The following is a 22,130-nucleotide window of genomic DNA, read 5'->3' as shown; positions in this document are numbered from 1 at the left end:
TTAGAAAGTGTAGATAATTAAAAAGGGCGGTTCGACTTATCTCGAACCGCCCTTTTTATTTCTCTAATCAGTATTCGATCAGTGGTACTTATACGCCAGCCGCGAGTACTTGTTTAACTTCCGTTTGCTTATTTATCTTCCGTATTGGGCAACTAAATCGCGAACGTATTGCTTACAACGGGCTACAGCTTCTGAAAAATCACCGTTACCCACACTGCCCATGGAATAACGAAGCCAATACCCATCAATTAATGCAGCGGTAGACGCAGCGGCGTTTTTGACCTGCTCAGGTTTAAGTAGCTTGCGGTAACTAAACGCTAAATTACGCTCTAAGCGTTTGTGGTTAATACACTGCAAACGATGCAAGCCTTCGTTGTGTAGTGACAACGCCCAGAAGTTAAACCAGGTATTGGTGGCGGAACTCGCCCCTTGCGTTTGTGAAAAGTTATTTTCAATAATGAAATCAATCCGCTCTAGGGGATCGTCAATACGCTGCGTGATTTTTAGCGCATCGAGAAGGTGGCGCATCGTTGCTTCAATTAAACCTTGCTTGTCACCAAAATAGTGACTGATTATCCCTGAAGAAAGCCCAGCTCTTTTGCTAATTAAGCTAATCGTTGTACCGTGATAGCCAACTTCTGCCATCACTTCTAGCGTTGCTTCTATTAATTGCTTCTTGCGAACTGGCTCCATTCCCACCTTGGGCATGCTACAACTCCAAACCTTAAATCTAAAAAATAACCTGCGACAGCACAATGCCGCCGCAGGCATGATATCACGATTAAAAGGTTAAGCGCGCGTTGACTGCAACAGCGCGAGGTGCGCCAATCCAAAATGCACCTGGTGCAATGGTAGACGCATAGTCTTCATCAAACAGGTTGTTTACTGTTAAACGCACTTCTAGCTCTTCAGCACCTGAACCAATGTTTTCGATAAAGCCGCCAATATAGAAGTCGCTAACGATATAGTCATCAACTTGTGCTGCATTATCAATATCCAGGTAGCGGCTATCAACGTACTTGGTAGACAGGCCTGCAAAGAAGTTATCGCGTGCCCAATCAAGGCTAATTACCGCCATAGTGTCAGGCGTACCGATAACCGTATTACCTTCAATAGCTACCAGTGACACTTCTGGGTTTTCAGGGTCAGCGATGGCTGCCAGCGCATCGTCAAGTGTATCGTATTGCGTACCTGAACTACCTACCGTCGCTACATATTCTGACTCGCTTAAGGTAATAGAAGTAAACAACGAGAATTCTTCGGTTAGCATAATGTCTGCTGAAATTTCAAAACCACTAGACTCAATACCGCCCACGTTTTTATATCCACCCGCGGCCGCTTCAAGAAAGTCTATGCCCTCTGAGGTTTCGTTACTGGTAAATTGAATACGGTCGTTAAACTCAATATTGTAGTAAGTCACGCTGGCATTGAAGCCAGGTGAAGAGTAGCGGAAACCTACGTCAATGTTGTCGGCTGTTTCTGGCTTTATAAAGCGAAGGTCAGTATCGTTGCGCTCTAGTTGCGCATCTTTAATTGCCGCAAAGTTCTCACCGTAACCTGCGAAAACTTCCACTCCTTCAATGGGTAAAGGTGCAACGATGCCGGCTGAGAATAAGGTATCTGAGTCAGTATTCACCGCTAAGTTGTTGGCTGAATCAAAGTTGTCCGTTTTCTCGATATCTACGTTAAACTTCTTGGCACCAGCACGGATGCGGGCAAAGCCTAAATCAAGCTCATCTTCCACATAGTACATCAAGGTATCAACTGGGAAGGTTCTGTCGTACTGCACCCAGTAAGGCACGTTGTCATAATCGACGCTAATAGACGAGTTGGTAATTTTATGCCAATCGCGAGACTCGCCACGCTCATAGTCTTCCCACCAAATACCAAAACGTACGGTATTATCAAAATCACCAATTTTGGTGTACCACACAGCATCAGCATTAATGCCAAAACGCTCTTTATCATAATGGGTATGACGATATGAGCCCACGGGAATAGCGCCTTGCGCATGACAGCCTGGGTCATATTCTGCACCTGCACCACCATAAGGGAAGGTCAGTGAGCTTTGACACCCCTCAATAGGGCTTAGCTGGTTGCCTTGTCTATCAACAAAGTAGATTTGTCCCAGCTCCTCTCCACCGAATACCGTATTTCCAACAATAAGCTCTGAGTGCCCTTCTGCTCCGTCATCAGTGATATCAACAATATAGGGTGGAACCCATTCGCCGCGTCCTTCATTGTCGTGATAATACACGTTAGTCATAAAATCGACCTGGCCAATAGTAAAGTCAGCCTGTAAATAAGCGAAAAGGTTTTCGCGTAGGGTAGACCAACCTCGACGATACGCCTGATCTTGATAAGGCACGCCTGTCCACTCGTCAGTTAACTGGTCCCAATCTGGATTTTGCTCATATTGCGCCAGCCCGTATATGCGCTGGTAGTTATCTTCGTGGGTATCGTCGTAAGACAGGTAACCTGTAAGAGACACGTCGTTAACGGTAGAGATAAACTTCAGGGCTAAATGATCACGGGTGTTCTCTGCTGCCTGCTGCATAAAGTCAGAACTTTCTTGACTTGAAAGGCTTATCCACGCGTAAGTATCTTTAAAGATTTCGCCTGTTTCGTAGCGTACATAATATTTTGACGCATCAAATGAACCCGCAGTCACACTGGTTATTAAGCCCTGCTCCGCAGACGGGTTAATGGTGGTGAAATTCAGTGTGCCGCCCAAGGCTTCGTGTGAACGGGAAGCGATATCCGCCGTACCCTGAGAAACTTCAACGCCTTTTACGTTTTCGGTATCGATATAGCGATTCGCTTTCGCGCCACCACCGTAATTCGAGTTACCGTTGGCGATGCCATCTACCGTCATGCCAATTTGCTGCTCGTTTAGGTTTACTTGAAAGCCACGAATAACAATAGACGTTGACCAGTCATCAGCCCCAAAGGTATCACCTTCGTTAATAAGCACACCCGGCAGGTTATCAACCGCGGCTAACACACTGCTAAGATTAGCCTGTTGTTTAAACATATCGTCGCTCGTTGCGTTATTCGCGTAAGAAACGCTTCGCCCAACAACGGTAATTTCTTCTATGCGCTCTTCGTCAGCACGCTCTGCTTCCTCTGCCCACGCCACTGTAGGTGTAGTCATAGACGAAAGTGCTGCAAGTACAGCTAACGAGAGTTTATTGTGTGTTTTCATGTGTTTCCCAAAGTAGTTGTGTAATGTTTACTCACTACTCTAGGGAGGAATTGTTACAGTAGCGTTAAGTTTAATTGAACAATCAATTAATAAAACATTTTCCATGTTTGTTTACTCAATGACATCCAAGTAAACACGCATCAGCTATAAACTGCCCCAGAAATTTAGCAAAGAAATCTTTGCCTAACAGACACAAAAAAGCCCTCACTAAGGAGGGCCAAAAGGGAAAGGTTTATCTTACCTTGATATTACTTTACGACTGCGTTGCGGCTTGAAAACGGGTGTTTTTGCTTTCAGTCCCGGCTACTTGCTTTTCTGCGTAAAGCAAGGCGTCGTGGAGCGTGTCAAAGTTAGGGATACCTGGGTGCGCTTCGTTTACGCCCTCAAGCACCTTATTGACTTCTGCATTAGCACCGCAAATAACCAGCTGACGACCTGCCGCTAGTGCATCTGAGGTAACTGTATCAACTGCCATCGCAGCAGAAACATCCATAAGTGGAACGCGCGAGAAATCTAAAATGGTGACTTTAGAACCCGGCTTTACACGCTCACGAACGTGGTGGCCCAAATCGGCAGCCGCACCAAAGCTTAGTGGTCCGCCAAAACTAAAGATTGATACTTTGTCTTTAAGAGATTCCAATAGCTCATTGTCTTTAGGGTCGTTTAACGACTCAGGGATTTTCTTAAGCTCTTCAATTTGCAGCTGTGCGATTTGCTTAACGTAAGCTAATGCTGCGAATACCACGCCAACACCAACTGCTGTGATCAGATCTACAAATACCGTTAGCGCAAGCACCATAATCATAAGGCCGAAGTCCCAACGTGGGCCTTTGTGAGCGCGCTTCAAGTAACTCCAGTCGATGATATCTAAACCAACTTTAACCAAGATACCAGCAAGAACTGCGTGAGGAATTTGCGCTGCTAGCGGGCTAAGACCTAACACAATTGCTAGAAGAACTAGTGCGTGTACCATACCTGAAATGTTGTACTTACCACCGCTACGGATATTTACAACCGTACGCATGGTAGCGCCTGCACCTGCGATACCGCCGATAAGACCAGCAAATGTATTACCAATACCTTGGCCGATTAGCTCTTTGTTACTATCGTGACGGGTACGCGTCATGTTATCAGCAACAAGAGATGTAAGTAGACTATCGATGGCTCCCAGCACAGCTAGAATAAACGCGGCTTCAAGAATAAGCAGTGCTTTGCTTTGGTCAAATACTGGAAGGTGAAGGCTAGGTAAACCCGTCGGGATATCACCAAGAATTGGCACAGACAACGCTAAACTTACAAGCGTGCCAATGATAAGTGCAGCCAGTGCACCAGGCACATACTTGCCTAGTTGCGGTGGCCATTTGTAGGCAATAACCAAGGTACCAAGGCCTAACGCCAAGGTTGCAAAATTAATATCGGCAAGCGCGGTTGGCAAGTATGTCAATGCGCCGATTGTTCCACCTGGAGGCTCATGGCCCAGTAAGCGGCCGATTTGAAGAATAATGATGATTGCACCGATGCCCGACATAAAGCCCGATATTACCGGGTAAGGCACTAGGCGAATGTATTGACCAATACCAAGGACACCAAAAACAATCTGGAATATACCGGCCAATATCACCGCTGTGAATATAAGGCTGGTGTCGCCTGATAGACTTGCGAACAAGCCTGCAAGAACAACAACCATAGGCCCCGTTGGACCAGAAATCTGTGCTGGTGTACCACCGAAAAGTGCGGCAAAGAAGCCAACCGCAATAGCACCGTACAGACCCGCCATTGGACCTAAGCCTGACGCGACACCAAGTGCAAGCGCCAGTGGTAAAGCAACGATACCGGCTGTTAAACCGCCGGTAAAATCGCCTCGTAGGTTTGAAAGGTTAATTTTTACCATCGTTATAGACCTTATTCACCGCGAGCAAGTTGTGCTTCGGCAGTAGACTCGTCCATTACATCAAATTCACCAGACTCAGTGTTGTAGTAAAGCACTTCACCTGAACCAATGTTATATACCCATCCGTGAAGCTTAACCTGACCTGTTGCAATTTTTGCAGCAACAGCAGGGTGAGTACGAAGGTGCTGAATTTGCTGAACAACGTTCTCTTTCGTTACCGCTTCTAGATCGTCAATAGAAAGGTCTGAATGGCCACAGCGCTCTTTAACAACTTCAGTTGCAACACGGCAATGACCTAGCCACTCTTTTACATGCGGAAGCGCACTTAAGCCTTCAGGGTTGATGGCGCCTTTCATTGCACCACAGTCAGTATGGCCACAAATAACAATGTGAGAAACGCCCAGTGCAGCAACTGCAAACTCAATAGACGCTGTCATGCCACCAGTTTGGTTGCTGTGAGGAGGTACGATGTTGCCCGCATTACGGCAGATAAATAGCTCACCCGGATCAGTTTGTGTTACTAAGTTCGGGTCGATACGTGAATCAGAGCACGTAATGAAAAGCACTTCAGGGTTCTGCCCAGTAGCTAGTTTTTGAAACGTAGCTTTTTTGTTTGGGTAAACTTCTTTCTGGAATTTGGCAACACCTGAGATAACGTGATCCATATATAACTCCCAATTTTTTAATAATTGTAATGATTATGTAATTACGCCAGTTTCACCTGATAGATTAATAGTTTAATATACTAACTCGCGATAGCTAAATACTATCACTGCTTACGTAACACTACCCATAAGCATAGTAAGAGAGAGCCATTTTCACCATGCAATTCAACGGAAAGACCCCGTCAATTAACCAAATCCGCTATTTTGTTGCAGTGGCTAAATACCTAAGCTTCAGGCAAGCAGCGGGAATATTGGGAATTAGTCAGCCTACTCTGACCAGTCAGATCAGTGCGCTAGAAAACCTTTTAGGGCTAACGCTTTTTGAACGATCACGCACGGGAACGCTGTTATCTCCCCAAGGTAAAGCCTTGCTTGATGCAGCGGAAGAGGTGCTGCAGGCCTCTCAACGGTTCAGCGAAATTGCACGAGACTTGTCCGAGGGTGAAGTTGTAACCTACCGGTTAGGGATACCGCCAACACTAGGGCCTTATTTACTTCCCTTTGTGCTACCAGATCTGCACAAACGGAAGCCCGGCTTGCGCTTCTATGTTCGAGAAGGCGCCCCTAACGCATTGCAACACGGTCTACTGCGTGGTGAATATGACCTAATTCTTTCCCCACTTTCGGGCGAAAACTCTCAATTGATCACGCAACCACTCTTCAAAGAGCCTTTAAAATTCGTCACGCCTTCTGATCACAAATTGTCAGGAAAAGCCTATGTTAAGCCAGAAGAAATAAGCGGCGAGAAAGTGTTAACACTCGAAGACCGACATCACTTTCATCATCAAGTGCAGCGCATTTGCGATGAGATTGGGGCAGATTTACAGCGTGATTATGAGGGCACCAGCCTCGATACTTTGCGTCAAATGGTGGTAATGGGCATGGGTGTAGCCTTCCTACCAGGGCTTTATATTCATTCTGAGTTGCACAAGCCTGAAGCGTTACACGTGTGTGAGATTGCCGATATGCCTATTGAGCGTCAGCACTCATTAGCGTGGAGAAACACTGCGCCTGGACGAAAGACCTTTAGAGAAATATCAATTATCATAAAAGAGATAATTGAAACTCGCCTGTCGGACGCCGTGACTATAGTCAGTGCTGCCCCAAGCCCTCTTCAAAAACGTTAAACTGGTTGTAATTTATTATGATTGATAGACAACATTTACGAATAGTAAGAGCGATAGATGCTGAAGGCACGATGACAGAAGCGGCAAAATCGCTTTTTCTAACCCAGTCAGCGTTAAGCCACGCAATGAAAAAGTTGGAAGCCCATTTTGACGTACCGCTTTGGAAAAAAGACGGCAGAAGACTCACGCTGACTCAGGCAGGTCAGAGTGTATTGGGCTTAGCTCACCGAGTTTTACCCCAGTTTGAGCATACTGAAGCCCAATTACGCAGATTCGCTGATGGTAAACAGGGCATATTACGTATTGGGATGGAGTGCTACCCGTGTTTTGAATGGTTGCTCAAGGTAGTGGCGCCTTTTTTGAAAACCTTTCCAGATGTTGATGTAGATGTACGTAGAGCTTTTTCTTTCGGCGGATTGCAGGCGCTTCATGGCTATGACATTGATATTTTACTCACGCCAGACCCACTTTCACTCGATACTATTACTTACACGCCGGTATTTGAATACGAACAAGTGTTGGTAATGGATAAGCACCATCCCTTGGCGAAGAAGCCTTTCATAACACCGCAAGATTTAAGCAGTGAAACCCTGATAACCTATCCGGTAGAGCTTAGTCGTCTGGACGTATTCACGCATTTTCTTACTCCTGCCAATTGCACAGTGAGGCAACATAAAACGATTGAAACCACAGAGATCATCTTACAAATGGTAGCAGCGGGACGTGGTGTTACTGCGCTACCTAAATGGTTAATTGATGAATCAAAAGAAAGCGATCTCCTGACTTGTCGGTCGCTAGGTGAACAAGGTGTATCAAAAACGCTGTACTTGGGTCATAGAAAAGCGCAGGACGTATTGGGGTTTGTAGATGATTTCATTGCCCTTTCGCAAACGCACAAGCCATAGGTTTTCCAAACTTTATTTCGGAAACTTATGTCAAACTAAGGAATAAAACAACTCGCTTGCCAACAATGTTGGCAAGCGACAACGCTCTAATTAAAGACTATTGCGCATTATGCGCGGTTAACGGTATGAATGGCGCTAAATTTTAAACTGCCCCACCAATTCTTTTAAGTCACCAGAAACGGCACTTAACTGCGTAGCTTCCACAGCTAACTCTTCTGCATGCTGACTAGTTTTATCACTTAAACCAGTGATAGCTACGAGCGACTTATTAATATCTTGCGCCACCTCCGTTTGCTGCTCGGTCGCAAGTGCTATGTGAGTACTTTGCTCGTGAACCAAACCTATAGACTGGGTAATGTCTTTAAGCGTTTCGACCACTTTCTCTGTTTTATCGACACCAGATTGAGAACGGGATTGTCCTTCCTGCATAACACTGTTGGTCTGCTCAGACATCGCCTGCAATCGCTCTACCATTTTTCGTATATCAGTCGTCGATTCTTGTGTACGACTTGCTAATGAGCGAACTTCATCTGCAACAACGGCAAAGCCGCGCCCCTGTTCACCGGCTCTCGCCGCTTCAATGGCTGCGTTTAATGCCAGTAAATTAGTTTGTTCAGCTATGCTGTTAATTACATCGACTACAGCACCGATGCTATCTGACTCTTTGCTCAATCCGCCCACAACTTCAACACCCTGACTGATGGCGTCAGCCAGCGCGCGAATTTCCCTCATGGCATCTTGCACTTGCTCACTGCCGGCTTGTACCAATTCATCTGCTTTAGTCGCAGCGTCACTGGACTGTGCCGCATTTTTTGAAATTTCAACGACGGTAGCAGCCATCTGCGTGACTGCCGTAGACACATTGTCCACCTGACTACGCTCTTGGTTAATTTCCTTGCTAGTCGCGTGACTCACATCTCGAAGGTGATCCGCTGCATCAGAAACAGCCTTAGTGTTAGCGGCAGCATCTTTTAGCAATGATCTTAGTTTATCGGTAAAGGTATTAAACTCTATGGCAAGCGCACCGATTTCGTCGTTACTCTTAACTTCCAGACGCTTGGTTAAGTCGCCGTCGCCATGCGCTATTTCCGCCATTGCGTTGCGCATTTCGACCAAAGGTTGAGTGACTTTAGCACTCGCAAAATAAGTAATAAGCGCTATTAATCCAATAATCACAAAGGCGACGATAATTGCCGTAGTAATTGCATTATTTATAGGGCTATCAATGATGCTTGCAGGGATAAGAATGCCCAGCGACCAATTCATTTGTGGGTTAGTTAACTGAGCGTGCTCAAAAACCGCAACATAGTCTTCCTCCTTCCAGGTTACGTGCACAATACCAGATTCATTAGCCGCTATATTACTTGCCAACTTGCCAAACCCTTCAGTGCTATCAAACACGCTGTCAAAGTTGCGAATAGAGGAGCTTAGTGGCAACGCTTTGCTCTGTTTTGGAAAGTAAACAATGTTTTGGTTTTCATCGAGTAAAAACGCCGTGCCTTGTTCTTCATAACGAATGGCATCTATGACCTTACCCACCGTGCTAATAAGAATATCGACACCGCCAACGCCTAGTAACGCTCCATTTTTGTATATCGGGGTTTGTACTACTGCAGATACGCTTCCATCTTGGGAATCGACAGCAGGAGGCGTTACGTATAGCTTTCCTTTTTCAACGGCAGTAGTAAACCACGGACGCTTAGTTGCAAAGTAACCGGCGTTAGGATTGCCAGCATCAGGACCCGAAGTGTCGACGCCGACTCGGCCCTCTTCATAGAAGTATTCACCCGTCTTAGCTGAACCAAAGAACGCCGATTTAATAATGGGATCTTGACTGCTGATGCCCTCAAATGTGGCATAGATATCTTTGGATTGAGTCAGTTGGCTTTCGGGCGCCCCTCGCGTGTTATGGCGCGTAAAAAAATCTTGTAGAAAAGGACTACTTAGGAATGCTCTAGCAACGCCGCCATAGGTTGCGAAGAAGCCTTCAACGTCATTAGCCTCACGTGCAACTAAGGATTTAAGCTCTTTTTCTACGCGACTGCGGGTGTTATCTGCAACGGTATTGACTAAGAAAAACGCCGTAATGAGTAACATCAAAGCTATGCTACCGCCAACGATAAGCATGAACTTTTTTTGGAGTGATATGGATTTCATTTGTACTTCTCATTGTTTACTAAACGCCACAACGTGTGAAAAGTGTATTCCAGCACTAGGGCCTGTTGACCTTTGTTGTACGTTTTTGCAGCGGTCTTTGTGCCATCTAGACAAGGCGGATGTTTGACGGTTTCGTGGTTCTAAGTCGAAAACATTCAACGCAGTATAGATGGCACAAAGGCGCTGCCCGAAGGGGTCGTTATGGAAGCCTTTTACTCTTTGTCACAGCCCTTTAACTTAGCCCACTAGGCTTGCAGGACTGTTTCGCGATTAAAAGGCTTCCATTTAGACCAAAATTCGTACATCAAAGGTCAACAGGCCCTGATAATTCGCTCACATTTCAGGTTTAGTTTTATTAGTATAAAAGCGCAAGTGAGCCGAGCTCGCTTGCACTTCTAATACTTTGAGATATACAGAGAAATTTTACAACCTCTGAAAGTCAATTCTACGAAAGTTTAAATACAGAGTGAATTAAACGCTTTTAAGAATTAGCTGTAAAAGCAAAGATAAGCGGTAGGCGTAGACACTTTTACGTCAAAAGAAGCATCGGCGGGTACATTAAAGCTGGTGCCTGTAGCAAAAGATTGCCATTCGTCACTTCCCGGAAGCTTCACAACTAGCTCACCTTCAACCACTTTCATTAGCTCTTTTTGTGATGTAGAAAATGTATATTCACCCGGCGACATCACGCCCGAGGTACAGGGGCCGTTTGCAGATTCAAACCCAATCGAGCTCACTTTATTGTCGAAATAATGGTTTACTTTAAAGCTCATAATTACTCCTTTCATTGATGCAAGAGATGCTTTTCTAGCGTTTTTGCCAAATAAGCATATGGTTATTGGCGGGCATGTCGATTATTTCTTGCAAGCTTAGCTCGCCTGCCCAAGCAGTAAGCTCATTGATATCGCGGTAGCCACCATAACCACGCGCTAAAAGCGAAGTATGGAAGGCTTGGTTACTTTCAGAAGTAAACTTACCACTATGTGTAAAAGGGCCATACTGACAGAAAACGCCCCCTATGGGTAAGTGCAACGCTACTGATTCCATGAGTAGCTTCGCCTCTTCTTTTTGCATGATATGCGCGGTGTTTGCCGTAAAAATGCCGTCTATGTCGAGGTTGGGAAAGTCATCTTGCCCAACGGTGAATGCAATGGGAGGTTTCACATTCCGCGTATTTGAATCACTCAGCCACGCGGCAATGCCTTCGTGATAGTGTGGTTGGTCGCTTGTGTGCCAAATAAGATGGGGCAAATGCTCAGCCAAAAATACGGCGTGCTGACCTGTTCCACTCCCTATCTCTAATACTTGTCGGCAATTGGCAAATTTACGTTCAAGCACGCTCAAAATGGCGCGCTTGTTGTTCTCACAAGCCTGACTAAAAGGCTTTTCGATTTGCATACACGTTACCTGCCTAATCAGCATTAATCACTTAAGTTTGGACCCAACCACTTTTCAGCCTCTTCTAGGGTCCAGCCTTTACGTGTGGCGTAATCTTCTACTTGGTCGGCTTGAATTTTGGCGACAGCAAAGTATTTGGCATCAGGGTGAGCAAAATACCAACCCGATACTGACGCCCCCGGCCACATGGCGTAACTTTCCGTAAGCTTCATACCTGTATGCTGCTCTGCTGACAATAAATCCCAAATAAGCTGCTTTTCAGTATGCTCGGGACACGCGGCGTAGCCTGGTGCCGGTCGAATGCCTTGGTATTTTTCGCGAATAAGTTCTTCGTTACTTAGTGATTCGTCAGCGGCGTAACCCCAGTAATGCTTACGCACTTGCTCGTGCAGATATTCCGCAAACGCTTCGGCAAGCCTGTCTGCCACCGCTTTAACCATAATGCCGTTGTAGTCATCGCCAGTCTGAATATAGCTATCAGCAAGCTCGTCTTCACCTATACCGCCGGTGACGGCAAAAGCGCCCACATAATCATTTATGCCACTCGACTTTTCAGCTACAAAGTCTGCTAAACAATAATTAGCGAATTTGTCTTTTAGGGTTTGCTGACGCAAGTGATGGGCAACACCTTGAATCTGGTTTCTCGACTCATCGGTATAAATTTCAACATCGTCATTAACGCGATTGGCAGGAAACAAGCCGATAACGCCTTTCGCCTGAAGGCTGTTCTCTTCGATAATTTTATCCAGCATGGCGTTGGCGTCGTTAAACAGTGACTGTGCCTGCTCTCCCACCACCTCATCTTCAAGTATACGTGGGTACTTGCCTGCCAAAGACCAGGTTAAGAAAAATGGCGTCCAATCAATGTAGTTGCGCAGCGTAGCCAAATCGGCGGTTACCGGTGTTACACCCAGGCTCGCAGGTTTTACTGGCAAAGTCGTAAAATCTGGCTTAAAAGCGTTTTCTCTGGCTTGAGCTAACGTCACCGGCTTGCTGCGCGGCTTTTTGCGGGCGTGCTGTTCACGTACCGTATCGTATTCTTTTGCCAATTCCTGCGCGTAAATATCGCGGGACGTTTTGTTTAGAAGGCGCTGACATACGCCTACTGCTCTACTAGCATTTGGAACATAGGCTACAGGCGCATGGTAGTTTTGTTCAATTTTTACCGCAGTGTGCGCTTTAGACGTAGTCGCCCCGCCAATAAGCAGCGGGATATCAAAGCCCTGACGCTCCATTTCTTTGGCAACGTGAACCATTTCATCTAGTGAAGGTGTAATAAGGCCCGACAGGCCTATCATATCAACGTTTTCATCTTTAGCGGTTTGTAAGATTGTCGCCGCTGGCACCATTACGCCAAGATCAATCACTTCAAAGTTATTACACTGAAGTACCACGCCAACAATATTTTTGCCGATATCGTGAACATCGCCCTTTACCGTGGCTAATAGAATTTTGCCGTTACTTTTCGCGTCGTCTGACTTTTCTTCTTCAATGTATGGCTGTAAATGGGCTACCGCTTTTTTCATTACACGTGCCGACTTTACTACCTGAGGAAGGAACATTTTACCTTCGCCGAACAAATCTCCCACCACGTTCATGCCGTCCATTAACGGCCCTTCAATAACGTGTAATGGACGCTCAGCTTGCTGGCGCGCTTCTTCGGTGTCATCAATGATGTAGTCGGTGATCCCTTTAACTAGGGCATGCTCTAAGCGCTTATTAACCTCTTGCTCGCGCCAGGATAAATCTTCTTTTGCGGCAGCCTTTCCATCGCCTTGATAGTTCGGTGCAATATCGAGTAAGCGTTCAGTGGCATCACTTCTGCGGTTTAAAATCACGTCTTCAACCGCATCTCGAAGTTCAGCCGGTATTTCGTCATATACCTCTAGCTGACCTGCATTCACAATAGCCATATCCATACCCGCTCGAATAGCGTGATATAGGAATACCGAGTGCATAGCTTCACGTACTGGGTTGTTACCTCTGAACGAGAATGAAATATTAGAAAGACCGCCGGAAATATGAGAGTACGGGCAGGTTTTACGAATCTCACGGGTAGCTTCAATAAAATCAACCGCGTAGTTATCGTGCTCTTCAATACCCGTCGCTACTGCGAAAATGTTAGGGTCAAAAATAATATCTTCAGGTGGAAAGCCGACTTCTTCTGTCAGCAGCTTGTAGCTACGCTGACAAATTTCTACTTTTCGAGCCTGCGTGTCAGCCTGACCAGTTTCGTCAAACGCCATCACTACGGTTGCTGCACCATAGCGCTTTATTAGCTTGGCTTGGTTTAAGAAGAGCGCTTCCCCTTCTTTTAAGCTGATAGAGTTAACAATCGCTTTGCCCTGTACACACTTAAGTCCTGCTTCGATAACATCCCATTTAGACGAATCGATCATAATAGGTACGCGGCTAATATCAGGCTCAGAGGCGATTAGGTTCAAAAAGGTGATCATGGCCTGCTTAGAATCAAGCATGGCCTCATCCATATTGATATCGATGATCTGCGCGCCGTTCTCTACTTGCTGCCTTGCGACATCAAGTGCAGTTTCATAATCACCTTCAAGAATAAGTCGTTTAAAACGAGCGGAGCCTGTTACGTTGGTACGCTCACCGATATTAATAAATGTAGAAAATTCTGCGCTCATAATGCCCTCCTAGTGTACAAACGGCTCTAGGCCTGACAAACGCATTTTGGGTTCGAACTGTGGCACTTTTCTTGGCGCAATTCCATTGACCGCGTTAGCAATATCGCGAATGTGTTCTGGCGTACTGCCGCAGCAGCCACCTACGACATTCACTAGCCCTGACTGCGCCCATTCTTTGATGTGCTCGGCCATTTCAGGGCCTTCCATGTCGTATTCACCAAACTCGTTGGGTAAACCAGCGTTAGGGTGCGCTGAAATTAAGCACTCACTAACAGTAGCCACTTCATCCACGTATTGGCGCAGTAAGTCTGGCCCAAGAGCACAGTTTAAGCCGAATGAGAATGGACTGATGTGTCGCATGGAATAATAAAACGCTTCCGCGGTTTGACCAGACAGCGTGCGCCCTGAGGCATCGGTAATCGTGCCAGACACCATAACGGGCAGCGATATACCTAGCTTTTCAAAAACCGACTCTACCGCATAGGCTGCCGCTTTCGCATTAAGTGTATCGAAGATGGTTTCCAGCATGATTAAATCTGCACCGCCTTCAATGAGCGCTTCGGTAGACTCGCTATACGCTTCCACGAGTTCGTCAAAAGTAACATTGCGTTTGCCTGGGTCGTTAACGTCAGGCGAAATTGAAGCAGTGCGATTTGTTGGGCCAAGTACACCTGCCACGAAACGGGGTTTGTCGGGTGTCTTTGCTGTGAACTCATCGGCAGCTTTACGCGCCAATTTAGCTGCAGCTAAATTAATATCACGGGATTGAGCCTGCATATCGTAATCGGCCATAGCGATAGTCGTAGCATTAAACGTATTCGTTTCAATAATGTCCGCGCCAGCTTCAAAGTAATCACAGTGAATTTGATAGATGATATCGGGCTGGGTAAGAACCAACAAATCGTTATTACCCTTTACATCACAGTGCCAGTTGGCAAACTGTGTTCCGCGATAATCTTCTTCTTCTAACTTATGGCGCTGGATCATGGTGCCCATGGCGCCATCTAATATAAGGATGCGCTTTTTAGCGGCTTCTGTAAGCGTTGCTTGCGCGCTAGAATTTGGTCTTTGGCTCACGTGCTACCTCTTTGGCTGTGACTTTTCAGCAAGCTGACTTAAATCGTAAGGCGTGGTCTGATAGACATAATAATTCAGCCAGTTTGTAAACAATAGGCTGCCGTGTGAGCGCCACTGTACAATAGGAGACTTGGCTGGATCATCCCCTTCAAAATAGTTTTTTGGAATTACTGGCGTTTGTCCCGCGGCAATATCTCGAAAATACTCGTCTTTAAGTGTATCTGGATCGTATTCCGGGTGACCCGTTACAAATACCATGCGCTTATCTTCTGACGCCACAATATAAGCGCCTACATCGTCAGACTCTGCAACAACACTAAGTCCATCGACGCTGTTATACAACGAGGTGTTAATATGCCCATAACGGGAATGTGGTGCGTAAAAAGAAGGATCAAAGCCTCTTAATAGCTCATTGTTCGGGTCATTCACTTTATGTTTAAAGACACCTGAAAACTTTTCGTCTCTAAGCTCTCGTGTAATGCCGTAAAAGTGATACATGGCGGCGTGAGCAGCCCAACATAAGTAAAGGGTTGAGTTCACGTGACGCTGCGCCCACTCCAATATGGTGGTCATGGTTTCCCAGTACTTTACTTCCTCGTAATCGATAAGCGCGAGAGGCGCACCGGTGACAATGAGGCCATCGTATTTCTTATTCGCTACCGCTGAAAAGTCGTGATAGAAAGCATCCATGTGCGATTGCGGGGTATTCTTCGGCGCTTGATTATCAATTCGAATTAAATCCACGTTTATTTGCAGTGGCGTGTTCGATAACAGGCGAAGTAACTGTACCTCTGTTTCTATCTTGTTCGGCATTAAATTAAGAATACCGACTTCAAGAGGACGAATATCCTGATTGGCAGCCCTGTCCATGTCCATGGTAAAAATGTTTTCACCTAGTAGTACATTCTGCGCGGGTAACTGCTCAGGAATACGAATTGGCATAGAGGGCTCCAGTGATAAATTACAATATCTGTATTGTGTCTATAACTGGCGATATGTCAACATCTTTACGTCTAGACGTCTAAACGTTTTTTCTCTGATGCTCAAAAATACTAATTATTTTGTTTATGCACCATTACCAACATCTCAGCTTCGGCACGAGGAATGTCGCAGGCTTCAATAATTTCATCAATGCTAGCGCCTTGCTTGACTAAGTCCGCCGCACGCTGATATAGGCGTAGGGAAGGATCTTGAAGCTTGAGTTCTCGAAGCTGGTTTTCAATATCAGTTTGCTTTTCGTCTAACTCTTGAAGGTGTCGAGTGATCACCAAGGTGCGTGCTTGCGCCTCAGTTTGTTGATTATTTGCATTTTTAGCAAGGGCTTCAGTGCGGGCAATAGCCTCTGCGTTAGCATGTTCGCTTTCGCTTAATGCAGAACGCAACTGCTTAATGTGTGAATACAGCACACCCATCGCGGCAATGAGTATAACTACAAGAATACACAGTATGAGCTCTAATAAGGTAGGTGCAGCAAGCTGCCAATCCATGGACATAACCCTTGGGGAAATGTAGGCAGTATTATAATCAATACCGCCTATTCATTTATTTAGATGTTGCTAAGCTCATCCCACTCTTCGTCGCTTAACAATTTATTAAGATCTACAAGAATAAGCAGTTCGCCGTCGCGGTTACTTACACCTTGGATAAACTTAGCACTCTCTTCAGTACCTACGTTAGGGGCACTGTCAATCTCTGAAGATTTCAAGTAAACCACCTCAGCGACACTATCCACCAGAATACCAACCACCTGCTCGTCAGACTCAATAATAACGATACGGGTATTGTCAGTAATTTCTGTTGGCGGTAATCCGAAACGAGCACGTGTATCAATAACCGTTACTACGTTACCACGCAGATTGATAATACCAAGTACATAGTCAGGTGCACCGGGTACAGGGGCTATTTCGGTATAACGCAAGACCTCTTGAACTTGCATCACGTTGATACCGTAAGTTTCTTCACCTAAGCGATACGTTACCCATTGAAGGACTTCGTCGTTGCTGTCGGTGGCGTTATTATTTATTCTTTCGTCGCTCATGAACCTGGCTCCCAATACTATGGCGTCTGGTCGTTACTGCCTAAGCCTTTGTTAAGCATAGATATTAATTCTTCAACGTCAATTAACGCGCACATTTTTTCTTTAACCATCCCTGCTAACCAGGGACGCTTACCTGTGGACTCGCGCCATTTAACATCATCGGTAGTCAAATTGACCGTATTGACTAGCTTTTCACTAGCCAGACCCCACGCACTTTCCCCTAACATTATAAGATATCGGTAGTTAAGCGATTGTGCGAGGTTTTCGTCATATTTTTCTGGCATTACCCATTTTGCAGAGTCAACAACACTTAGTTTAGACTCTCTGTGCAACATTACACCCATAAACCAATCAGGTTTTCCAAATAAAGGGCCAATCTTCTCAATTTGGTGGATCCCACCTAGCGACGTCAAAGGCACCGCAAGTGTTAACCCTGCAACCTCAAAGAATAGCGCCTGAAAGCGAAAACCGAGAGTATCCTTTAGTGGAACTTTTGTTTTTTCAGCGCGGTTTAACGCAGCTTCTTGTTCATTTTCTACTAAAGTTTCTGCGTGAGACTGTTGCTGTTCATCTTCAATTGTCTCTGCTTTTTGCGTTTCAATTAACGATGTAACCTTTTCCGCTATCGCTTCTTGTTCATTCGATTGCGGCTCACTTTCATTGGCGGTAGAAGCAAGTGCCGTTTCAGCCATCTGCTGAGAAGCCTGCTCGAGCAATTTTGCCGTGCGCGCAGTCACATCTTCCGGTGCTTCTGGCTCTTTGAGGAGGCTATCAAGGTATGCCTCCATCACTTCTTCACGGGCAAAAGGCGATTGCTTGCTCATGTTCTCGTTATTTCTCCAATACCGCTAATAGTTTCTCGTACGCAGACACACCTCGTGTTTTGGGGTACGCTGCGGAAATGGGAAGCTGTACTAAACTTGCATCCCTGAAGTGCGTGTCGACGGGAATAACCCCTTCCCACACGCGCTCACCATAGTCATTCATTAAGCGCTTTCGCGATGCAAGCGCCGCGTTAGTGCGCTTATCAAACATAGTTGGAATAATCACAGTATCAAAGGATTTGTCCAACGAACGTCCCATAATTTCCATGGTACGAATCATTCTGTCTAGCCCTTTAAGCGCCAGATATTCTGTTTGGGTAGGCACGATAACCTTGTCACACGCTGCAAGAGCGTTAACCATCAGCACCCCTAGCACTGGAGGGCAATCGATGATAGCAACATCAAATTCCCCTGCGATTTTTGCCAACGCTTTTTTTAGGACTAAGCCCATACCTTGTTCGCTACCCATCGTTCTATCTAAGGTCGCGAGCGCCATTGTTGCAGGAAGCACATATAAGTTGTCTAACTTTGTCGGGCACAGACAATCCATAACATTATCGGCCGTAATGTCATTAGACTTAATAAAAATATCGTAAACTGAATGACTTGACGCTTCTGCATCGATACCGAAGTAATAACTCAGCGATGCATGTGGATCAGTATCAATCATGAGCACTCGCTTGCCTTGCTGTGCAAGCAAGCCGCCAAGGCTCACCGTAGTGGTAGTCTTTCCTACACCACCTTTCTGATTCGCTACTGTCCACACTTTCATATTTGCTGTTCCATTACTGTTCAAACTGCTATCGCATTTCGGTTTGAACGCAACTGCTCATATCATCAATGTTTATATTTTTACTGGATATATTGGCAACGGCTACAGCTTGAGGCATACCGTACACAACGCAGGAATCTTGGTCTTGAGCCCAAATCGTTGCGCCTTTTTCCTTGAGCATTCGGCATCCTTCTCTGCCGTCAGCTCCCATACCCGTTAATATAATTCCTAATACATCCCCACCATAAGCTTTAGCCAGAGAACTGAAAGTGAGATCAACACTGGGCTTATAATTCACCTTGCCACTCGCACTTGCATCAACAATGGCAATGCGTTTATTCGCACCTATGGTTTCTAGCAACATTTGCTTCCCACCGGGAGCAAGATACGCATGACCTGGTTTTAGAATGTCGCCGTGCTCGGCTTCTTTTACTCTAATCTTACAGTTTGTGTCTAAACGCTGTGCAAATGCCGTAGTAAATGTTCCTGGCATGTGTTGTACAAGCAAAATGGGGTATGGAAACTCTGCAGGTAAAGGAGACAGCACTTTTTGAAGCGCCACAGGCCCGCCTGTAGAAGCCCCAATTGCCAAACACTTGTAGTGCTTTCCCGTCGCTCTTACAGACGAAACGGTTGGTTGTTTGGCTGCGTCTTTATGCCCTGATAGCAACCCTGATGTTTTAAAGAACGCCTGCTTTGGCGCATTATCAGGAAGCTTTCTTGCCTCTGTAGAGCGAAACGACGGACGCTTAAGACCAATACCACGACGCGCTATTAAGCGTACTTTTGTACACAACAAGCGCGATGCGTCTTTTCTGTCCTGCGCGATATCTTCAAATTTCTTCGGTAAGAAATCGAGCGCGCCCGCTTCTAACGCATCTAATGTCGCTTGCGCACCATGATGCGTAAGCGAAGAAAACATAAGAATAGGTGTAGGCCGCTTGTCCATTATGGCCTTTACAGCTGAAATGCCGTCCATGACAGGCATTTCAACATCCATCGTTATCACATCCGGCTTAAGCGCTTCTGCTTTTTCGAGTGCATCGCGCCCATTTCTCGCTTCCCCAACAACTTCAAGTTCCCTATCGCCATCGAGTATTTCTTTTACTCGACGACGATAAAAAGTCGAGTCGTCCACGACAAGGACTTTAAAGACCATGGATTATTATTCCTGTTAATTCATCGCCTTACTTGATGGGTTTACGCGCATACCGTTTAAGCAGGCTCGGAATATCTAAAATTAGTGCAATTCCACCGTCTGATGTAATCGTGGCTCCCGCCATACCAGGCGTGCCTTGCAATAATGCATCAAGAGGTTTAATAACCACTTCTTCTTGGCCTATTAGCGCGTCTACTACGAATCCTACTTGTTGTGTACCAATTTGCACTACAACAACGTGTCCCTTTTCTCTATCGATGTTTTTGGGACCTCGAATCAACCATTCACCAAGGAAGAACAACGGAATTGCTTTTGAACGAACTATCATTGTTAGCTGGCCATCGACCGTGTTGGTCTTTTTGATGTCCATATTTATTATTTCGTTCACCGCGCCTAATGGTAACGCAAAGGTTTGTTTTCCTACAACAATCATTAGCGTCGGAAGAATGGCTAGCGTTAGCGGAACTTTGATATCCAGTCGCGTGCCTTTTCCTAGCTGTGAATCAATGTTCACGGTGCCGTTAAGTTGGTTAATTTTGGTCTTAACCACGTCCATGCCCACACCGCGACCAGAAATATCACTAATTTCTGTTTTGGTTGAGAACCCTGGCGCGAATATCAAGTTAAACGCTTCAACATCCGACATACGTGCAGCTGCGTCTGCGTCTAGTACACCGCGACTAATAGCAATTTCTTTAAGCTTTTCAGGATCCATTCCTTTACCATCATCTTCGATGGTTAGAAGAATATGATCGCCTTCTTGAGATGCCGATAGCTGAACCGTACCCATGCGCGGTTTACCCGCTGCAGCACGGTCATCAGGCATTTCAATACCATGGTCGACGGAGTTTCTCACCAAATGCACAAGTGGATCGGCCAGTGCTTCAACCAGGTTTTTGTCTAAATCAGTTTCCTCACCCACAAGCTCAAGGGTTATTTCTTTTTTCAAGCTTCTAGCGAGGTCTCGAACAACGCGAGGGAAACGACCAAACACCTTCTTGATAGGTTGCATGCGGGTTTTCATTACCGCACCTTGCAAGTCGCCCGTTACCACATCTAAGTTGGCAATGGCTTTGGACATGCTTTCGTCGTTACTGTTGATACCCAAGCTTATTAGCCTGTTTCTCACTAGTACGAGTTCACCCACCATGTTCATAATTTGGTCAAGGCGCTTGGTATCTACACGTACTGTAGTCTCAGCAGGAGGCGCAGCTGGTGCCGCCTTCTTCTCATCTTTTTTAGGCGCTGCTTTTGGTGCAGCAGGTGCGCTTGCTTTAGCTGGCGCTGCGGCGCTAGGAGCAGGCGTCGCTTTTGGCGCAGCTGGCGCTGCTTGTTTCGCTTTTTGAACCGCTTCTGTTGCTGCCTTATCTACAGGAGGCTCTGGCGCCTTTGAAACGGCTCCCTGCTTGGTAGGCCCTTGCCCTGAGCCATGCAGTTGGTCAAGCAGTGCTTCAAATTCGTCATCGGTGATTTCTTCATCACCAGCTGCACTCGGCGTAACTGGTGCTGGAGCTGGTGTATTTGCCTTTGGCGCAGCTTCTTCACCACCAAACTTGCCTTTGCCATGTAAATCATCGAGCAGCGCTTCAAATTCTTCGTCGGTGATATCGTCGTTATCACTAGCGGCAGCAGGTGCAGCAGCCTTTGCAGGTTCGCTTTTAGCCGCTGAGGACTGTCCTGGTGCCCCAGAGCCATGAAGCTCATCAAGCAGCGCTTCAAACTCATCTTCAGTGATTTCGTCAATACCGCCGCTATCACCAGAGCTTGGTGCCTGTGCAGTAGGCTCTTCAACAACTAATTCTGGCTCTTCAATCGCGGGCTCAGGTTCTGACGCCGGCGCGCTTTGTTCACCAAAAATATTCTCATCTGGAGATTCCGGGCGACTTAGTTTGTGTAACAAGTCGACTAGGTGTGCGTCTGCTGGCTCTAATGGATCCCGAGCTTTCACTCGTTCAAACATTTCAACAACCACATCTGTGGCTTGCAGAATAATATCCATCAGTTCAGGGGTTAGTGTTCGTTGCCCGTTACGCATTACGTCAAAGACGTTTTCCGCACCGTGACAAATTTCTACTAACTCGGTAAGAGACAGGAACCCTGCTCCCCCTTTAACTGTGTGATAACCACGGAAAATTGCATTCAGCAAATCCGCATCTTCAGGATTGTTCTCAAGATCAACGAGCTGTTCTTGTAATTGTTCAAGTATCTCTCCAGCCTCAACTAGAAAGTCCTGTAATATATCCTCGTCAACATCAAACGACATG

At 46.0% G+C, this 22,130-nt stretch carries 18 protein-coding genes; 2 read left to right on the top strand and 16 right to left on the bottom strand.

All coding sequences use genetic code 11. The features are described from left to right. Positions 1–132: 132 nt before the first annotated feature. From betI to MHM87_RS06105, 4 genes are all read right to left on the bottom strand, one after another. Positions 133–708 (bottom strand): transcriptional regulator BetI, encoded by a 576-nt coding sequence (gene betI / locus MHM87_RS06120; RefSeq protein ID WP_069943918.1) that lies wholly within the window; start codon positions 706–708, stop codon positions 133–135. A 73-nt stretch (positions 709–781) separates the two neighbouring features. Next, positions 782–3,205 carry a TonB-dependent receptor gene (locus MHM87_RS06115; RefSeq protein ID WP_239258083.1) on the bottom strand — a complete coding sequence of 808 codons (2,424 nt, stop codon included), beginning with the start codon at positions 3,203–3,205 and terminating at the stop codon, positions 782–784. A gap of 253 nt (positions 3,206–3,458) precedes the next feature. Then, entirely contained in the window at positions 3,459–5,096 is a 1,638-nt protein-coding gene (locus tag MHM87_RS06110; RefSeq protein WP_239258081.1) for a SulP family inorganic anion transporter, read from the bottom strand. Between the two features lie 11 nt (positions 5,097–5,107). Further along, positions 5,108–5,761, bottom strand: a complete 654-nt coding sequence (locus MHM87_RS06105) for a carbonic anhydrase (RefSeq protein ID WP_014948664.1) — start codon at positions 5,759–5,761, stop codon at positions 5,108–5,110. A 158-nt stretch (positions 5,762–5,919) separates the two neighbouring features. On the opposite strand from MHM87_RS06105, the gene MHM87_RS06100 reads away from it, so the two are divergent. Together MHM87_RS06100 and MHM87_RS06095 are read left to right on the top strand one after the other, a co-directional pair. Next, a complete protein-coding gene (locus tag MHM87_RS06100) occupies positions 5,920–6,888 on the top strand; it encodes a hydrogen peroxide-inducible genes activator (RefSeq protein WP_014948663.1) in 969 nt (322 codons plus the stop codon). 17 nt (positions 6,889–6,905) lie between these two features. Next, positions 6,906–7,793, top strand: coding sequence for a LysR family transcriptional regulator (locus MHM87_RS06095; protein WP_275443221.1), 888 nt, complete (start codon positions 6,906–6,908; stop codon positions 7,791–7,793). Between the two features lie 135 nt (positions 7,794–7,928). Here MHM87_RS06095 and MHM87_RS06090 read toward each other — a convergent pair whose 3' ends face one another. From MHM87_RS06090 to MHM87_RS06035, 12 genes are all read right to left on the bottom strand, one after another. Beyond that, positions 7,929–9,950, bottom strand: a complete 2,022-nt coding sequence (locus MHM87_RS06090) for a methyl-accepting chemotaxis protein (RefSeq protein WP_239258079.1) — start codon at positions 9,948–9,950, stop codon at positions 7,929–7,931. 488 nt (positions 9,951–10,438) lie between these two features. After that, positions 10,439–10,723, bottom strand: a complete 285-nt coding sequence (locus MHM87_RS06085; RefSeq protein WP_014948660.1) for a pyrimidine/purine nucleoside phosphorylase — start codon at positions 10,721–10,723, stop codon at positions 10,439–10,441. Between the two features lie 34 nt (positions 10,724–10,757). Beyond that, positions 10,758–11,348 (bottom strand): DUF938 domain-containing protein, encoded by a 591-nt coding sequence (locus tag MHM87_RS06080; RefSeq protein WP_239258077.1) that lies wholly within the window; start codon positions 11,346–11,348, stop codon positions 10,758–10,760. A 23-nt stretch (positions 11,349–11,371) separates the two neighbouring features. Next, the gene (gene metH / locus MHM87_RS06075) at positions 11,372–13,996 is read right to left on the bottom strand and encodes a methionine synthase (RefSeq protein WP_239258075.1); all 2,625 of its coding nucleotides are present in this window, start codon (positions 13,994–13,996) and stop codon (positions 11,372–11,374) included. 9 nt (positions 13,997–14,005) lie between these two features. Further along, positions 14,006–15,073, bottom strand: coding sequence for a homocysteine S-methyltransferase family protein (locus tag MHM87_RS06070; protein ID WP_239258073.1), 1,068 nt, complete (start codon positions 15,071–15,073; stop codon positions 14,006–14,008). A gap of 3 nt (positions 15,074–15,076) precedes the next feature. Further along, on the bottom strand, positions 15,077–16,015 hold the full coding sequence (metA, locus tag MHM87_RS06065) for a homoserine O-succinyltransferase (protein WP_039224879.1): 939 nt from the start codon (positions 16,013–16,015) through the stop codon (positions 15,077–15,079). 110 nt (positions 16,016–16,125) lie between these two features. Beyond that, on the bottom strand, positions 16,126–16,560 hold the full coding sequence (locus MHM87_RS06060; RefSeq protein ID WP_014948655.1) for a DUF2802 domain-containing protein: 435 nt from the start codon (positions 16,558–16,560) through the stop codon (positions 16,126–16,128). A gap of 59 nt (positions 16,561–16,619) precedes the next feature. After that, positions 16,620–17,111, bottom strand: a complete 492-nt coding sequence (locus MHM87_RS06055; protein ID WP_014948654.1) for a chemotaxis protein CheW — start codon at positions 17,109–17,111, stop codon at positions 16,620–16,622. A gap of 17 nt (positions 17,112–17,128) precedes the next feature. Next, entirely contained in the window at positions 17,129–17,935 is an 807-nt protein-coding gene (locus MHM87_RS06050) for a chemotaxis protein CheW (protein ID WP_014948653.1), read from the bottom strand. 7 nt (positions 17,936–17,942) lie between these two features. Beyond that, positions 17,943–18,707, bottom strand: a complete 765-nt coding sequence (locus tag MHM87_RS06045) for a ParA family protein (RefSeq protein WP_014948652.1) — start codon at positions 18,705–18,707, stop codon at positions 17,943–17,945. Between the two features lie 28 nt (positions 18,708–18,735). Further along, positions 18,736–19,866 carry a chemotaxis response regulator protein-glutamate methylesterase gene (locus tag MHM87_RS06040; protein ID WP_239258071.1) on the bottom strand — a complete coding sequence of 377 codons (1,131 nt, stop codon included), beginning with the start codon at positions 19,864–19,866 and terminating at the stop codon, positions 18,736–18,738. A gap of 28 nt (positions 19,867–19,894) precedes the next feature. Then, the gene (locus tag MHM87_RS06035) at positions 19,895–22,129 is read right to left on the bottom strand and encodes a chemotaxis protein CheA (protein WP_039224875.1); all 2,235 of its coding nucleotides are present in this window, start codon (positions 22,127–22,129) and stop codon (positions 19,895–19,897) included. Position 22,130: the final 1 nt, after the last annotated feature.

This window comes from Alteromonas sp. Cnat3-28 (assembly GCF_022348265.1).
GTDB classification, from domain to species: Bacteria; Pseudomonadota; Gammaproteobacteria; order Enterobacterales; family Alteromonadaceae; genus Alteromonas; species Alteromonas macleodii.
The sequence above is the reverse complement of the archived record's forward strand: the minus strand, read 5'-3'. Positions and strand labels throughout refer to the sequence as shown.

What these genes read in the sequence shown, in the direction of transcription:
- betI (WP_069943918.1), bottom strand. Translation starts at nt 708, where the DNA reads ATGCCCAAGGTGGGAATGGAGCCAGTTCGCAAGAAGCAATTAATAGAA.
- MHM87_RS06115 (WP_239258083.1), bottom strand. Translation starts at nt 3,205, where the DNA reads ATGAAAACACACAATAAACTCTCGTTAGCTGTACTTGCAGCACTTTCG.
- MHM87_RS06110 (WP_239258081.1), bottom strand. Translation starts at nt 5,096, where the DNA reads ATGGTAAAAATTAACCTTTCAAACCTACGAGGCGATTTTACCGGCGGT.
- MHM87_RS06105 (WP_014948664.1), bottom strand. Translation starts at nt 5,761, where the DNA reads ATGGATCACGTTATCTCAGGTGTTGCCAAATTCCAGAAAGAAGTTTAC.
- MHM87_RS06100 (WP_014948663.1), top strand. Translation starts at nt 5,920, where the DNA reads ATGCAATTCAACGGAAAGACCCCGTCAATTAACCAAATCCGCTATTTT.
- MHM87_RS06095 (WP_275443221.1), top strand. Translation starts at nt 6,906, where the DNA reads ATGATTGATAGACAACATTTACGAATAGTAAGAGCGATAGATGCTGAA.
- MHM87_RS06090 (WP_239258079.1), bottom strand. Translation starts at nt 9,950, where the DNA reads ATGAAATCCATATCACTCCAAAAAAAGTTCATGCTTATCGTTGGCGGT.
- MHM87_RS06085 (WP_014948660.1), bottom strand. Translation starts at nt 10,723, where the DNA reads ATGAGCTTTAAAGTAAACCATTATTTCGACAATAAAGTGAGCTCGATT.
- MHM87_RS06080 (WP_239258077.1), bottom strand. Translation starts at nt 11,348, where the DNA reads ATGCAAATCGAAAAGCCTTTTAGTCAGGCTTGTGAGAACAACAAGCGC.
- metH (WP_239258075.1), bottom strand. Translation starts at nt 13,996, where the DNA reads ATGAGCGCAGAATTTTCTACATTTATTAATATCGGTGAGCGTACCAAC.
- metA (WP_039224879.1), bottom strand. Translation starts at nt 16,015, where the DNA reads ATGCCAATTCGTATTCCTGAGCAGTTACCCGCGCAGAATGTACTACTA.
- MHM87_RS06060 (WP_014948655.1), bottom strand. Translation starts at nt 16,560, where the DNA reads ATGGATTGGCAGCTTGCTGCACCTACCTTATTAGAGCTCATACTGTGT.
- MHM87_RS06055 (WP_014948654.1), bottom strand. Translation starts at nt 17,111, where the DNA reads ATGAGCGACGAAAGAATAAATAATAACGCCACCGACAGCAACGACGAA.
- MHM87_RS06050 (WP_014948653.1), bottom strand. Translation starts at nt 17,935, where the DNA reads ATGAGCAAGCAATCGCCTTTTGCCCGTGAAGAAGTGATGGAGGCATAC.
- MHM87_RS06045 (WP_014948652.1), bottom strand. Translation starts at nt 18,707, where the DNA reads ATGAAAGTGTGGACAGTAGCGAATCAGAAAGGTGGTGTAGGAAAGACT.
- MHM87_RS06040 (WP_239258071.1), bottom strand. Translation starts at nt 19,866, where the DNA reads ATGGTCTTTAAAGTCCTTGTCGTGGACGACTCGACTTTTTATCGTCGT.
- MHM87_RS06035 (WP_039224875.1), bottom strand. Translation starts at nt 22,129, where the DNA reads ATGTCGTTTGATGTTGACGAGGATATATTACAGGACTTTCTAGTTGAG.